At 65.5% G+C, this 13,649-nt stretch carries 13 protein-coding genes; 7 read left to right on the plus strand and 6 right to left on the minus strand.

The genetic code is table 11. The features are described from left to right. Positions 1-159 precede the first annotated feature (159 nt). Entirely contained in the window at positions 160-792 is a 633-nt protein-coding gene (locus ACXJ16_RS00110) for an RBBP9/YdeN family alpha/beta hydrolase (protein WP_324696636.1), read from the plus strand. A gap of 73 nt (positions 793-865) precedes the next feature. Here ACXJ16_RS00110 and ACXJ16_RS00115 read toward each other — a convergent pair whose 3' ends face one another. The 3 genes from ACXJ16_RS00115 to ACXJ16_RS00125 form a co-directional block, all read right to left on the minus strand. Then, positions 866-2,023: a M14 family metallopeptidase gene (locus ACXJ16_RS00115; protein WP_132469254.1), complete on the minus strand. Its 1,158-nt coding sequence runs from the start codon at positions 2,021-2,023 to the stop codon at positions 866-868. Then, positions 2,020-2,634: a DUF4136 domain-containing protein gene (locus ACXJ16_RS00120; protein ID WP_463920952.1), complete on the minus strand. Its 615-nt coding sequence runs from the start codon at positions 2,632-2,634 to the stop codon at positions 2,020-2,022. Before ACXJ16_RS00120 ends, ACXJ16_RS00115 begins: the two co-directional genes overlap by 4 nt. A 71-nt stretch (positions 2,635-2,705) precedes the next feature. Continuing rightward, entirely contained in the window at positions 2,706-3,452 is a 747-nt protein-coding gene (locus tag ACXJ16_RS00125; protein WP_054439161.1) for a DUF4136 domain-containing protein, read from the minus strand. A gap of 233 nt (positions 3,453-3,685) precedes the next feature. On the opposite strand from ACXJ16_RS00125, the gene ykgO reads away from it, so the two are divergent. From ykgO to ACXJ16_RS00155, 6 genes are all read left to right on the plus strand, one after another. Continuing rightward, a complete protein-coding gene (ykgO, locus tag ACXJ16_RS00130) occupies positions 3,686-3,811 on the plus strand; it encodes a type B 50S ribosomal protein L36 (RefSeq protein ID WP_004210176.1) in 126 nt (41 codons plus the stop codon). Positions 3,812-3,907: 96 nt separating this feature from the next. After that, a complete protein-coding gene (locus ACXJ16_RS00135) occupies positions 3,908-4,552 on the plus strand; it encodes an HAD-IA family hydrolase (protein WP_463920953.1) in 645 nt (214 codons plus the stop codon). 217 nt (positions 4,553-4,769) lie between these two features. Then, positions 4,770-6,206: a circularly permuted type 2 ATP-grasp protein gene (locus tag ACXJ16_RS00140; protein WP_132469255.1), complete on the plus strand. Its 1,437-nt coding sequence runs from the start codon at positions 4,770-4,772 to the stop codon at positions 6,204-6,206. A 28-nt stretch (positions 6,207-6,234) separates the two neighbouring features. Further along, positions 6,235-7,182 carry an alpha-E domain-containing protein gene (locus tag ACXJ16_RS00145; RefSeq protein ID WP_185996775.1) on the plus strand — a complete coding sequence of 316 codons (948 nt, stop codon included), beginning with the start codon at positions 6,235-6,237 and terminating at the stop codon, positions 7,180-7,182. Between the two features lie 14 nt (positions 7,183-7,196). After that, positions 7,197-8,060, plus strand: coding sequence for a transglutaminase family protein (locus ACXJ16_RS00150; RefSeq protein WP_185996776.1), 864 nt, complete (start codon positions 7,197-7,199; stop codon positions 8,058-8,060). A 58-nt stretch (positions 8,061-8,118) separates the two neighbouring features. Then, positions 8,119-8,880 carry a proteasome-type protease gene (locus ACXJ16_RS00155; protein WP_054439171.1) on the plus strand — a complete coding sequence of 254 codons (762 nt, stop codon included), beginning with the start codon at positions 8,119-8,121 and terminating at the stop codon, positions 8,878-8,880. A gap of 311 nt (positions 8,881-9,191) precedes the next feature. On the opposite strand, the gene ACXJ16_RS00160 is transcribed toward ACXJ16_RS00155, so the two are convergent. From ACXJ16_RS00160 to ACXJ16_RS00170, 3 genes are read right to left on the minus strand one after another with little or no spacing between them, the layout of a single operon-like run. Continuing rightward, entirely contained in the window at positions 9,192-10,583 is a 1,392-nt protein-coding gene (locus ACXJ16_RS00160) for a mannitol dehydrogenase family protein (protein WP_463920954.1), read from the minus strand. Beyond that, positions 10,580-11,995, minus strand: a complete 1,416-nt coding sequence (gene uxaC / locus ACXJ16_RS00165; protein WP_054439175.1) for a glucuronate isomerase — start codon at positions 11,993-11,995, stop codon at positions 10,580-10,582. Before uxaC ends, ACXJ16_RS00160 begins: the two co-directional genes overlap by 4 nt. Beyond that, entirely contained in the window at positions 11,995-13,638 is a 1,644-nt protein-coding gene (locus ACXJ16_RS00170) for a family 43 glycosylhydrolase (RefSeq protein ID WP_324696603.1), read from the minus strand. The genes uxaC and ACXJ16_RS00170 overlap by 1 nt, the downstream gene beginning before the upstream one ends. Positions 13,639-13,649 lie beyond the last annotated feature (11 nt).

Consider the following 13,649-nt stretch of genomic DNA (forward strand, 5'->3'; position numbering starts at 1 on the left):
TCCCGCGCCGCGTCACTTGGTCCGTTTCGGAGTGACGTGGAAGGGCATCGTTTCGTCGGAATCTTATTGTCAACCAAATCGGTTGAGTTATGGTGCGCAGACAGTCGGGACGTAGACAGAGTCGACCGGCGGTATCCCCAACAGCGTTGGAGCACCACCATGACAAACTATCGCTATCCCAGTGAGCAGGACCATGTGCCCCTCATTCTCCTCGTGCCCGGCGCTCCCCTTGCCGAAGGGCACTGGATGAACCGCTGGGCCCGGTGGAGCGAACATTGCCGCGTGCTGGAGCTTGGCCTCTGGGACGAACCGCACCGCAATACCTGGGTCAACAAGCTCAACCTCGCCGTCCGCCGTGCCGACCGCCCGGTCGTGATCGTGACCGACGATATCGCCGCGCTGGCGCTCGCCTGGTGGGTGGAGTTCGAAAGCGTGGGCAAGGAAAACCCGGTGCTCGGCGCGATCGTCGTCAATCCGCCGAACATGGACCTTCCCGGGGCCGACCGCCGCTTGTCCCGCTTCGGCGCCTGTCCGCGCCAGCCGCTGCCGTTCACGTCCTTCATGGTCGGCGATCTCGACGCGCCCATGGCGCAGCAACGCTCGATGATCCGCCTCGCCAAGGACTGGGATTCCTTCCCGGTCTGCGACGATACACGCGGTGACTGGGCGTCCGGCTGGATGATTCTGCAGAGCGTGCTGGGCGAAGTTCCCGCCGCTTCGTTCTCGCCGGGATGGAGCTACGACGAGAATCTGGCGGTGAAGCAGGCCTTGCGACAGTGGGCGGGCATCTGAATATCCGGCGGTGAACAGATAGCGCAAAAACAGGAGGCAGGGGCCGCGGCCCCTGCCGTCCGCTCATGCCGCCTTACTTCCCTTCGCGCTCGACGAACCACTCCAGCAGCGCGCCCATGCAATCCTTGCCGAGCTGTGCCGAGCGTTCCGGGCTCCAGCCCTGGCGCGGGTCGGCGGCTTCGTCGTGGTCCTTGAAAGGCATTTCCAGTGTCATCGACACCGCGCCGAAGCGTTCGGCAAGCTGGTTGGTCGACATCGTGAGGTTGCCCTTGCCCGGCTGGGCGAGCGAGTAGCCGAGCTTCGTCTGGAAGTCCGGCGTGCGGCGTTCGAGGATCGAGGCGTACCGGTCGTAGCCTTCCTTCTGCTCGGGCTTGAGCGAGGGAATGCCTTCGAATCCGGCAAGGAACACCGCGGGAATGGCCTCGTCGCCGTGGATGTCCATGGCGAAGTCCACGCCGGTTTCGTCCATGGCGGCCAGCACGGCCAGCACTTCGGGCGACTTTTCGGGGCTGGGCGTGGCCCACTCGCGGTTGAGGTTCACGCCGGCCGCATTGGTGCGCAGGTGGCCGCGCGCCGAGCCGTCCGGGTTCATGTTGGGCACGACGTGGAAGCGGCAGCGCTTGCGCAGTTCGCGGCCCACCGAATCGGCGGGGTCCGCCAGCACTTCGAGCGCGCCTTCCATCCACCATTCCGCCATCGATTCGCCGGGATGCTGGCGGGCATAGAGCCAGACCTGCGAGAGACCTTCGCCCATCGAGAGGCAATCGAGCGGACGGCCGTCGAGCGTGGTGCCGAGCAGGCGGTATTCGACATCCTCAAGCCCGGCGAGCGAGGAGACGAGGTCGTGGTGGCGCTCCATCGAATAGGGCGCGAAATAGGCGAACCACGCCAGTTCGCCTTCGGGCGTGTGGCGGATGGTCAGGGTGCCGCCATCCTCGCTGGCGCTCCACGAAGTGTCGGTACGGCCCCAGAACTGGCGATCTTCCGAGGCGCAGGCGCGGTAGCCGGGCCAGCCCATCGGGTAGGCGGAGCCGTTGAGGCCGGTGATCTTGAGAGTCAGTTCCTCTCCGGCGATGCTCTGGCCGGGCGCGCCGCTGACGCGGAAATGGAACCACTGGAAGAAGTCCGATTCGTGATCGCGCCGGATCTTCAGGCGGGCCGTGGTGCCCTGGGTGGAGAGGACTTCGATGTTGCCGGAATCGAAAGCGGAGGAGATCTGGATGCTGGTCATTTCACCAGGATAGTTTCGCCCGACTTGCCCGGAAACCCCTTGAACAGCGCTTCGGCCATTTTTGCGGCGCCCAGCGAGGTCTGGGCGACGGGCGCCTTGGAGCCGACGGTGAAGGCGGCGCGGCCTTCCCAGATGGTGCGGCCGTCGGGGCGGTCCTTGATCATGACCTGCATCCGCGTCTCGACCTGCTCCTGCGGCTTGCCGGCAAGGTTGATGCCGAGGCCGAGCCCCAGGCCCGATCCGTAAGAGCCGGTGCTGCCGCCCACGCCCACGGAAACCGGGCTGCGCTCGCGGCCCGGCTGGTAGCTGCGCCGTTCGACGGAGAGCACGGCGACTTGCGGATTGGCGACGGCCTCGCCCGGCAATGCCTGCCGATAGCCGACTTTTGCGAGTTCCTGCGCGACGGCGGCGGCATAAGTGCGGAATTCGAGGCTGGAGGCGTCCTGCGGGTTGGCGGGATCGACGCGAATCACGCCGCTGCCGAGGCCGGGTGCGTCGGCGGCGCTGAAGCGGGTCACTTCGACCGGGCCGACCTGCGCGGCGCACCCGCCAAGCGTCAGTGCCGCGGCGAGGAAGCAGGCTGCGGTCAGGGTGCGGTTGGTGCGGATCATGCAAGGCTCTCCCGGGGGCAAGTGTCTATACGATAACCCTTATCGCACGCCGGAGCCATGAATAAGGTCGGTCAGTCTGCCGGGCTGTCGACGAGGTCCGCCTTGGGAAAACCATCGAAGAGGGCGGACGCCAGCTTTCCGGCGATTCGGTAGTCGGGCCACTTGTCGTCACCTTCGCGGGTGGCGATCGTGGCATAGCCTTCCCAGAGCACCTTGCCGCTCGCCTTGTCGACGATGCGCGTGTCCAGGCGGGTGCCGATCAACGCCGAACGCGGCTTGGTGAGGTCCACGTTGACGGCAAGGCCATAAGCCGAACCGCGGTTGCTGACGCCCATCGCGGCGGTGCCGCTGACGGGGCTGCGCTTTTCCTCGGCCGGGGTCAGCACCTGGCGGCTGATCTTGAGTTCGGCGACCTGGCCACCGCTTTCGTCCTTGTGCTGGGTATCGTATCCGGCACCCACCAGCGCCTCCACGATGGCGGCCTCGTAAGCGGCGCGCTCGGGGCCCGGGACCCATTGGCCTTCGCCCGAATCGGATTCGACGGCGACGATTCCCTTGCCCAATTCGGCGGCTTCGGGGCCGGGCGCGACGAATCGGCTGACTTCGACGCGGCCTTCGCGCGAATCCTGCGTGCGATTGCGCGACGAGATCGGCGCACCGATGGGACCGCCCATCAGCGGATCGCCCCAACCATCTCCCCAGCCGGGGCCATATCCGCCCCACGGCGAACCCCAGCCCGGACGGGCCTGAAGTGCGGGTGCGGCGAGCAGGGCTGCGGCCATGCCGGTGGCGAGAATCGCGGCTTTGAACGTCTGCATGGTGTTCCGGGTCCGAAGAATCGATTGGCTAAGAATCAGTTGGGTCGCACCCGAACCTGAGTTATGAGCCCTCGCGATTGCCCGTAGATGAACGGGAAAAGCGCGGGTCAGGCCATGAGAAATGGGCTCTTGCGCTTGACTTTGCAAGCCGTCACCCGTAACGGCGCCACTTCAATTTTCGGGCGGCCAGTCATTATTGGAACAACCGCCGGACCACGCAGACGAGACATGACATGAAGATTCGCAACAGCCTGAAGTCGCTCAAGGGTCGTCACCGGGACAACCGCGTGATCCGCCGTCGCGGCCGTACCTACGTCATCAACAAGACCAACCGTCGCTTCAAGGCCCGCCAGGGCTGATTCGGCTGCCTGTCCCTGCCATGCGGCGGGGACCATAAGGCGGACGGGCGACTACGTCGGTGACATGAGGCCCCCGCCATTCGCGGGGGTCTTGTCATGTCTGCAGTCCACGTAAACGATCCTGCCCAAGGCGCCGCCGTTGCGGCGGTCGTCTTCGATGTCGGGCGCGTCCTCGTCGAGTGGGACATGCGCCTGCTCTTCGCCAAGCTGATTCGCGAGCCCGAACGGCTCGACTGGTTCTGCGCGAACGTCGTCACCGAAGAGTGGCACTTCCAGCATGATGCCGGCCGCGACCTCGCCGAGATGGTTGCCGAACGGAAGGCCGAGTATCCCGGCCACGATGCCCTGATCGACGCTTACGCCACGCGTTTCCTCGAAACGATTCCCGGCAACGTGCCCGGCAGTCACGAGATCGTGCGCGAACTGGCGTCCGGCGGGATGCCGCTTTTCGCCATCACCAACTTCGCCAGCCCGTTCTGGCGGGAATACCGCGCGTCGGAGCCCCTGTTCGACCTGTTCGGCGACATCGTCGTCTCGGGCGACGAGAAGCTGGCGAAGCCCGATGCGCGCATCTTCGATCTCGCCGCGCGGCGTTTCGGCCATGCGCCCGGCGCGATGCTGTTCATCGACGACAATGCCGCCAACATCGCCGCCGCCCGCGATCTCGGCTGGCAGGTGCATCACTTCCAGAACGCGGCTGCCTTGCGCGCGGATCTCGGCGCGCGGGGGCTGCTGGCCTGAGCTGTGAAGGGCGGGGCGCTCGAACGGATCGATTAGCCAACCCGCTTAGCACCTGCCGCACAGCCCAAAGCTGCGGCCATTTCCCGGAGCGCTGGGTATTCGACCAATTCGGTCCGATTTCCGCCAATTCGCGCAGTAATTTTTCTTTCGCACTTGCAGCGTAACCGCTTGGCAAGTCCGTTTCCATGTTGCATCACATGGACAAACGGGAGTCACAATGACGGCTACGGGCGGAACCAATTACGACGAAATGCTCAACGAGGACGGGTCGGTCAGGCCTGCCTATGCAGACTTCAGGAATTGGTACGACTCGCAGGACAAGACCTGGCTGAAACGCCAGGATGCCGAGGCCGAACGCTTCTTCCGCCGCATCGGAATTACCTTCAACGTCTATGGCGACGATGCCGCCGAAGAGCGGCTTATCCCGTTCGACATGATCCCGCGCATCATCACCGCGCGCGAATGGCGCAAGCTGACGCGGGGGATCGAGCAGCGGGTGAGGGCGCTCAATGCCTTCCTCCAGGATCTCTATCACCGGCAGGAGATCATCCGGTCCGGCCGCCTGCCGATCTCGGCCCTGCGCGACAACGAGGCCTTCCTCACGCAGATGATCGGGATGACGCCGCCGGGCGGGGTCTATACCCATATCGTCGGCATCGATCTCGTCCGCACCGGGCCTGACGAATTCATGGTGCTGGAGGACAACGCCCGCACGCCGTCCGGTGTCTCGTACATGCTCGAGAACCGCGAAACGATGATGGCGATGTTCCCGGAACTGTTCACCAGGATTCCGGTGCGCCCCGTGTCGGACTATCCGCGCCGGCTTGCCCGTTCCCTGCGCGCCTGCGCGCCGCCCGCCTTCAAGGGATCGGGCCGGCCGACGGTCGCGGTGCTGACGCCGGGCATCTATAACTCGGCCTATTTCGAACATGCCTTCCTTGCCGACCAGATGGGCGCGGAACTGGTGGAGGGCAGCGACCTGCGCGTGGTGGACGGGCGCGTCGCCATGCGCACGACCACGGGCTACAAGGCGATCGACGTCATCTATCGCCGGGTGGACGACGATTACCTGGACCCGCTCAGCTTCAATCCCGATTCGGTGCTGGGCGTGGCGGGGATCATGGATGTCTACCGCGCGGGCGGCATCACTATCGCCAATGCGCCGGGCACCGGCATCGCCGACGACAAGGCGATCTACAGCTACATGCCCGAGATCGTGGAGTTCTATACCGGAGAGAAGCCGATCCTCTCCAACGTGCCGACCTGGCGCTGCTCGGAGCCGGATGCGCTGGCCTATGTGCTCGACAATCTCGCAGAACTGGTCGTGAAGGAAGTCCACGGTTCGGGCGGCTACGGCATGCTGATCGGGCCGACCTCCTCGAAGAAGGAACTCGCCGATTTCGAGGCCAAGCTGCGGGCGCGGCCGGACAATTACATCGCCCAGCCCACGCTCTCGCTTTCCACGGTGCCGATCTTCACCAAGGAGGGGCTGGCGCCGCGCCATGTGGACCTTCGCCCGTTCGTGCTGGTCTCGCCCGACGGCATCGACATCACGCCCGGCGGGTTGACCCGCGTGGCGCTCAAGAAAGGATCTCTGGTGGTCAATTCCTCGCAGGGCGGCGGCACCAAGGACTCTTGGGTGCTGGACGAATGAAGGGCCCTGAACGAGCGAGGGCGCGCTGATGCTGGGACGGGCCGCCAACGGCGTATACTGGATGAGCCGCTACCTCGAACGCGCGGAAAATACCGCGCGGCTGATCGACGTCGGCTTTCACCTCGCTCTCACCCGCGGGAACAAGCACTCGCAGGACGAGGAGTGGAAGTCGGTCCTGACCACCACCGGCCTGATCGAGGACTACCGGGCGAAGCACTCGGACATCACCGGGACGCAGGTGTTCAACTACATGCTGCGCGACAAGGACAATCCCGGTTCGGTGCTCGCCATGCTGGAGAATGCGCGCACCAATGCCCGCATGGTGCGCAACAGCCTGACAAACGCCGTGTGGGAAACCACCAACGAAGGCTGGATGCACTTGCGCGACCTGCTTTCGCGGCCCGTCCGAGAAACCAGCCTGGGCGAGGTGCTCACCACGATCCGGCGCACCGGAACGCTGGTGCGCGGCGCGCTCGAAGGCACGATGCTGCGCAACGAGGTGTTCAACTTCGCGCGCATCGGCACCTTCATCGAGCGGGCGGACAGCACCGCGCGCATCCTCGACGTGAAGTATTACGTGCTGCTGCCCTCGGCGGCGTGGGTCGGTTCCAGTCTCGACAATGTGCAGTGGGATACGCTGCTGCGCTCGGTGGCGGGCAACCGCGCCTATTCGTGGCTCAATGCCGGCGCAATGGACCCGCGGGGGATCGCGCGCTTCCTGATCCTAGACGGCCAGTTCCCGCGCTCTCTGTTGTTCTGCTACGAAAAGATCCGCAGCAACATGGCGGGGCTCGCCAAGGAATACGGGCACGAGACTTCCGCCCATGCGTTGGTCCGGCAGGCCGGAGACGCCCTGCACCAGACCACGATCGAGAATATCTTCGAAGTGGGCCTGCACGAATTCCTGCAGGACTTCATCGGCAAGACCACGCGCATCGGGGGCGCCATCGCCGCCGATTACCGGTTCATCGAATAGAAGGACAGCCACCCGTGCTTCTGACCGTTACGCATACCACTCGCTATGCCTTTGCCGGGCCGGTCACTCACGGGCTGCAGCGCCTGCGTCTCAAACCCAAGACCACGCATGGGCAGGAAGTGCTCGACTGGCAGATGGAGATCGAAGGCGCCCGGCCCGAGGCGCAGTATGACGACCATCACCAGAACCATACCGCGCTCGTCTCGATCGAGCCGGGCACGCCCGAGGTCATCGTAACCTGCAAGGGCACGGTGCGCACGATCGACAACAGCGGCATCACCGGCGCGCACAGCGGCCATACCCCGCTCTGGTGCTTCCTGCGGCCGACCGTGCTGACCCGCGCGGGAAGCCGGGTGCGCTCGCTGCTGGCTTCCGTCGATGCGGATCGCGCCGATACGCTGGGCTTCCTCCACGCCCTGTCGAGCGCGGTGGCCGAGGAGATCGAGTATCTCCCCGGTTCCACCGATGCGGAGACGACGGCGGAACAGGCGCTCGCCGCCGGAAAGGGCGTCTGCCAGGATCATGCGCACGTCTTCATCAGCGCCGGTCGCCTGCTCGATATCCCGATGCGCTACGTCGGCGGCTATCTGCGCATGAACGACCGGGTGGAGCAGGAAGCCGGGCACGGCTGGGCCGAGGCGTATATTCCGGGGCTCGGCTGGGTCGGATTCGACGTTTCCAACGCGATCTGCCCGGACGAACGGTATATCCGCGTAACCAGCGGTTGCGACTATGCAGAGGCCGCTCCGATTACTGGTATCGCGATGGGAGCGGGGGAAACGCGGCTCGACGTGCATTTGTCGGTGGCCGAGAACCTGCTAGGACAGCAGCAACAGCAGTCCGCAAGCGGCGGGCAACAACAGAGACAGGGCGGCTGAACGGCCGCACCCCCGCATCGGTCGCGCGGGGCGAAGGATTTCAGGGGTTAGAACTTCCATGACCTATTGCGTGGGCATGATGTTGGATCGCGGGCTCGTATTGATGAGCGACACCCGCACCAACTCCGGCGTCGACAATATCTCGACCTTCCGGAAGATGTACCACTGGGAGCTCCCCGGCGAGCGCGTGATCTCGGTGATGACGGCGGGCAACCTCGCCACGACCCAGGCGGTGATCAGCCAGTTGGAGGAACGCAACAAGGCCCCGGCGGAACGGCACAATTCGCTGCTCGAAGCGCCGACCATGTTCCAGGTGGCCACTATCGTCGGCAATCTCCTGCAGGACATCATTTCCGAACGCGCCGCCGATAACGGCCAGAGCGCGGCTTCCGGCACTTTCAGCGCCTCGATGATCGTCGCCGGCCAGATCAAGGGCATGGAACCGCGTCTGTTCCTGATCTACCCCGAAGGCAATTTTATCGAAGCCAGCTTCGATACGCCCTTCTTCCAGATCGGCGAGACCAAATACGGCAGGCCGATCCTGATCCGGGGCTACGAGCGTTCGATGACATTCGAGGCGGCGGTGAAGCTGCTCTGCGTATCGTTCGATTCGACGCTGAAAGCCAATCTCTCGGTGGGCCTCCCGCTCGACCTGCTGGTGCTGGAGCAGGACCGCTTCACGCCGCTGCACGAGCGGCGCATCGACGCGGGCGATCCCTATTTCCAGTCGGTTTCCACCGGCTGGGGAGAGGCTTTGCGGCAGGCCTTCGATTCGCTGCCGGATTACCGGATGGAAACGAAGCTCGACACGTCGGTCTGAAGGAAGGGGCCCCGTCCCCGCCGCCTAGGTCGTAAACTCATAAACGTCACCATCGAGGCGCCCAAATGGCGAACAGCTCGGGCCGAAGGTGCCGCCGGGCGGGCTGGTTGCCCGTCCAAGGCAGCTTCGGTTCGAGATGGAAGGCATTGGGGCGTCCCTTCGGGATTCACCTTGCGGTGAACTACGTTTGACCAAAATGGCCCATCGCTGCGTCGGGAGGTCTTGAAATATCGGTATATTCCATCGCCTTCCCTCCTGGCGCTGAGCCATTTTGCCTCAAACCTCGATGGCGCCGTTTATGAGTTTACGACCTAGACTCTCTGCCCCAGATGCTCGGCCAGACTTTCGAAGTCGCCGGCCGAAGCACGCCAGGTGGCCGCGAACAGCCCGTGTTCGCCGAACAGGGCGCGCGGCATTCCGCCGGGGCCTTCCTCGCGCCAGAGATCGGCAAGACGGACGGCCATCGGGTCATCGACCGGGCCCCAGTTCACGGCGTTGTCGCCGCGAACGTGGCGCATCCATGCCGCCAGCGCCGAGAGGATCGCAGGGCAATGCCTGCCCTCGGCCTGGTTGGCGGCAAGCGTTTCCAGCCAGCGCTGCGGGATCTTCTGGCTGCCGTCCATCGCGATCTGGATGAGCCGATGCTGGAGCGCCGGATTGGCGAAGCGTGCCAGGAGGGCTTCGGCATAGGCGTCCAGATCCTGTCCCGGCGCCGCTGCAATGGTGGGCTGCGCCTCGATGCGCATCAGGCGTTCGATTAGCGGGCGGATCGCCGGATCGGCGACCGCTTCGTGAACGAAAGCATGGCCGTGCTCCAGCCCGAGGTAGGCCAGCGCCGAGTGCGCGCCGTTGAGCATCCGCAGCTTGGCCGCCTCGTAAGGGGCGACATCGCCGACGAGCTGCGCGCCCACGGCTTCCCACGCGGGGCGGGGACCGGCGAACTTGTCCTCGATCACCCACTGGCTGAACGGTTCGGTCATCACCGCGCCCTGATCCTCCAGCCCGGTGGCCGCGGCGACCGTCTTGCGGTCGGCAGCGGTGGTGGCGGGGACGATGCGATCGACCATGGAGCAGGGGAAGGCGCAATGCGCGGCGACCCATGCGCCGAGTTCGGGGTCGTGGCGCGCGAGGTATTCGGCCATGAGCCGCTCAAGCTGGCGGCCGTTATCGGCAAGATTGTCGCACGAGAGCAGGGTCAGGCCGGGAAGGTCCGCGTTGCGGCGGCGGCGCAGGCCTTGTTCGAGGAAGGCATAGACGCTGCCGTGGTGCGCGAGGAAGGGTTCGAGCGAGCCGTCCGCCGCGCGGCAGTAGCCCTTCTCGGTGATGGTGAAAGTGACGATCCGCGTTTCCGGCGCGGCAAGAGCAGCGATGACGGCTTCCGGTTCCTCGCTGGCGACAAGGACGCGGCCGACCGATCCGATCACCCCTGTCTCGTTGCCCGCGGCCGAGCATTCGGTGAGGGTATAGAGGCCGTCCTGCGGGTTCATCTGGCGCGCCACATTGGCGGATCGCAGCGATACGCCGGTGATCGCCCAGTCCCGGTCCCCGGCCGCCATCGCCCGGTCCGTATACCAGGCCTGGTGGGCGCGGTGGAAGGCGCCGATGCCGAAGTGGACGATGCCCGCCGCCTGCGCGCCCCGCTCGTAACGGGGGCGCGCGATGTCGGCGGGAAGCTGCGGCAGGCTCGCAGTGGAAAGTCTCACAAACGATAGGCCTTCTTCACGAGATTGTAGGTAAGGTCCTGCGCCAGTTCGGCCGCTTCCCAGTCCTCGATGCGGTGCTCGACGACGAGTTCCGCAAGGAACCCGCAATCGATCCGGCGAGCAACGTCATGGCGCGCGGGGATCGACAGGAAGGCCCGTGTATCGTCGTTGAAGCCGACCGTATTGTAGAAGCCTGCGGTTTCGGTGGTCATGCGGCGGAACCGGCGCATGCCTTCGGGGCTGTCGTGGAACCACCATGCCGGGCCGAGCTTGAGGCAGGGATAATGCCCGGCGAGCGGCGCCAGTTCGCGGGCATAAGTGCTTTCGTCCAGCGTGAAGAGAATGATCGAGAGGCCGGGCTCGTTGCCGAACCTGTCGAGCAGGGGCTTGAGATTGGCCACATATTCGGTGCGCGAGGGGATGTCGGCGCCCTTATCACGGCCGAAGCGTTCGAAGACGCGGGCATTGTGGTTGCGGAAGGCGCCGGGGTGGATCTGCATGACGAGGCCGTCGTCGAGGCTCATCGCCGCCATTTCGGTGAGCATCTGGGCGCGGAACAGTTCGGCGTCCTCGGCGGTGAAGTCCGCGCTGGTGACTTTGGCGAACAGGGCTTCGGCCTCGGCGCGCGGGAGATCGGCGGTTTTCGGGGTCGGGTGCCCGTGATCGGTCGAGGTAGCGCCCATTTCCGCGAAGAAGCGGCGGCGCTGGCGATGCGCGGCAAGGTATCCGTTCCAGGTGAGGCAGTCCTCCCCGGTGAGTTCGGAAAACCGGCGCAGGTTTTCGCGGAAACCCTCGAACTCGGGATCGACCACCGGATCGGGGCGATAGGCGGTGACGACCTTGCCCTTCCAGCCCCCGGCACGCGCATTGTCCGCCCGGATCGCGGCATGGTGTTCCAGCGTGTCGAGCGGGCTTTCGGTCGTGGCGATCACTTCGATGCCGTAACGGTCGAACAGGGCGCGGGGGCGGAAGCTGTCGCTCGCCAGCATCTCGGTGATGGTGTCGAAATAGAGATCGCTGGTTTCGGCCGAGAGCTGCACACCCATTCCGAACGCTTCGGCGAAGACCCAGTCAAGCCACATGCGGGAGGGCGTGCCCCGGAACAGGTGGAAGTTCTCCGCCAGCAGCCGCCAGGCCGCGCGCGGATCGACGCCGGGATTGCGCACGCCGAGCGATTCCATCGGGATGCCCTGCGAATAGAGCATGCGGAACACATAATGGTCCGGCACCAGCAGCAGTTCGGTGGCATTGCCGAATGTCTCGTTCGCGGCGAACCAGCGCGGGTCGGTATGGCCGTGCGGACTGACGATCGGCAGTTTCGCGACGCTTTGGTAAAGCTCGCGGGCGATTGTTCGCGTGGCGGGCTCGGCCGGGAGGAGCCGGTCGGGATGCAGGTCGAGGGGGCGGAGCATCAGTCTTCCAGTGCTGTGAATCGGAAATCGCGGAACTTTGCCTCGCCCGGACCGGCGGCATAGAGGCCCGGCCGCAGCATGAGGAAGCCGCCGCGAACATTGTGGTGATAGCCGGACACTTCCATGCCCCGGTCGAACCGCTTCCATGTCTTGCCGCCGTCTCCCGAGGTGTGGAACGAGACGATGTGGCGGCGATTGGTGAGGCGCATCTTCATGCGGCTTCCGTGCGGATTGGCGGGGCGGCCGCGCTCGTTGCCGTATTGGTGGGTGACGAAGCGGGTCTCGTCGAAGCCGAGCCCGGCATAGAGCTTGTCGTCATAGAACAGCACCAGGCCGGCGGTGCCGCCGGGCGCCAGTTCGATATCGCATTCGAACCGGTAGCTGGTATCGCCCGCGATCAGCAGCAGCGGTGAGCCGCTCGACGGGGCGAGGCCCTTGCCCGCGAAATGCAGCGCGCCGCCTTGCACGCGCAGGCGGCTGGATTCGTCGGGGGCGGGGCGGAAGAACGACCATTTCGAACCCAGCGCCAGCGGCTTCGAGAAATCGTCCGACAAGGCCATGCCGTGCGGCAGGGGGCTGGCGATCCTAGGCACCGGCAGCGGCTGGGAAAGGTCGCCGCCGGTCATGCGGAACCAGCCGTCTTCGGTCCATTCGATGGTATCGAGCAGGCACTGGCGGCCAAGCGTCCAGTAGCCGTTCTCGAACCCGTGGTAGAGCGTGTACCACTTGCGGTCCGGCCCCTCCACCAGGGAGGCATGCCCGCGCGACCACCAGGCCTCGGACTGGTCTTCGGTGCGGACCAGCGGATTGCCGGGATGCTGCTCCCACGGTCCGTGAATCGAACGGGCGCGGGCGGCGATCACCATGTGCCCGGTCGGCGGACCGGCCGTGCCGCCCACCGCCGTGAGCATGTAGAACCAGCCCCCGTGGCGGTGGATCTTGGGGCCTTCGGGCGAAAAGCCCTCGACATCCCAGTCCTCCGGGTAGTGCCACGGGTCGTAGACATGCTCCACCTTGCCCGCCAGCGAGAGGCCGTCGTCGGACAGCCGCACGCGGTCTCCGCCCGAAAGGAACAGCCAGCGCGAGCCGTCCTCGCCCACGGCGTGGCAGGGGTCGATATGATCGTGCAGGCCCAGCGGTTTCGGATCGCTCCACGGGCCGTCGATGTGATCGGCCCAGATCACGTATATCTCGTTGGGCTCCGCCTTGACCGGGATGTAGAGGAAGTAGCGGCCCTTGTGCTTTTCCAGGCTGACCGCCCAGACCGAGCCGATGTTGCGGGTGAGCGCGGGCTTCCTCGGCTGCCAGTTCACCAGATCGCGGCTGTGCCAGATGGTAAGACCGGGGTAGGAATCGAAGCTGGAGAAGGTGAGGTAATAATCCTCGCCATCCTTCAGGATGGCCGGGTCGGGCCGGTCTCCGGAGAGGACCGGATTGAGCATCGTTCCATTCCCGAGGTCGGCGATGCGCTGGCCGTCAAATCCGCGCCGCCAGTGGCGTGCGGGAGCCGGGGCGGGCGCTGGAGGAGCAATCCCCGCCCCGGTCTCCCCTGCGGCAGCCTCTCTCCCCGCGAGAGTGGGTGCCGCAAGGCCGATACCGCCCAGCAGAGCGGTCTTGAGTGCGTCGCGTCTGTCCATGGTCATCCTGTCTTCGG

This window comes from Novosphingobium sp. TK71, assembly GCF_055361505.1.

Excerpts from the sequence above, each read along its gene's own strand:
- ACXJ16_RS00110 (WP_324696636.1), top strand. The coding sequence starts at position 160 with ATGACAAACTATCGCTATCCCAGTGAGCAGGACCATGTGCCCCTCATT.
- ACXJ16_RS00115 (WP_132469254.1), bottom strand. The coding sequence starts at position 2,023 with ATGACCAGCATCCAGATCTCCTCCGCTTTCGATTCCGGCAACATCGAA.
- ACXJ16_RS00120 (WP_463920952.1), bottom strand. The coding sequence starts at position 2,634 with ATGATCCGCACCAACCGCACCCTGACCGCAGCCTGCTTCCTCGCCGCG.
- ACXJ16_RS00125 (WP_054439161.1), bottom strand. The coding sequence starts at position 3,452 with ATGCAGACGTTCAAAGCCGCGATTCTCGCCACCGGCATGGCCGCAGCC.
- ykgO (WP_004210176.1), top strand. The coding sequence starts at position 3,686 with ATGAAGATTCGCAACAGCCTGAAGTCGCTCAAGGGTCGTCACCGGGAC.
- ACXJ16_RS00135 (WP_463920953.1), top strand. The coding sequence starts at position 3,908 with ATGTCTGCAGTCCACGTAAACGATCCTGCCCAAGGCGCCGCCGTTGCG.
- ACXJ16_RS00140 (WP_132469255.1), top strand. The coding sequence starts at position 4,770 with ATGACGGCTACGGGCGGAACCAATTACGACGAAATGCTCAACGAGGAC.
- ACXJ16_RS00145 (WP_185996775.1), top strand. The coding sequence starts at position 6,235 with ATGCTGGGACGGGCCGCCAACGGCGTATACTGGATGAGCCGCTACCTC.
- ACXJ16_RS00155 (WP_054439171.1), top strand. The coding sequence starts at position 8,119 with ATGACCTATTGCGTGGGCATGATGTTGGATCGCGGGCTCGTATTGATG.
- uxaC (WP_054439175.1), bottom strand. The coding sequence starts at position 11,995 with ATGCTCCGCCCCCTCGACCTGCATCCCGACCGGCTCCTCCCGGCCGAG.
- ACXJ16_RS00170 (WP_324696603.1), bottom strand. The coding sequence starts at position 13,638 with ATGACCATGGACAGACGCGACGCACTCAAGACCGCTCTGCTGGGCGGT.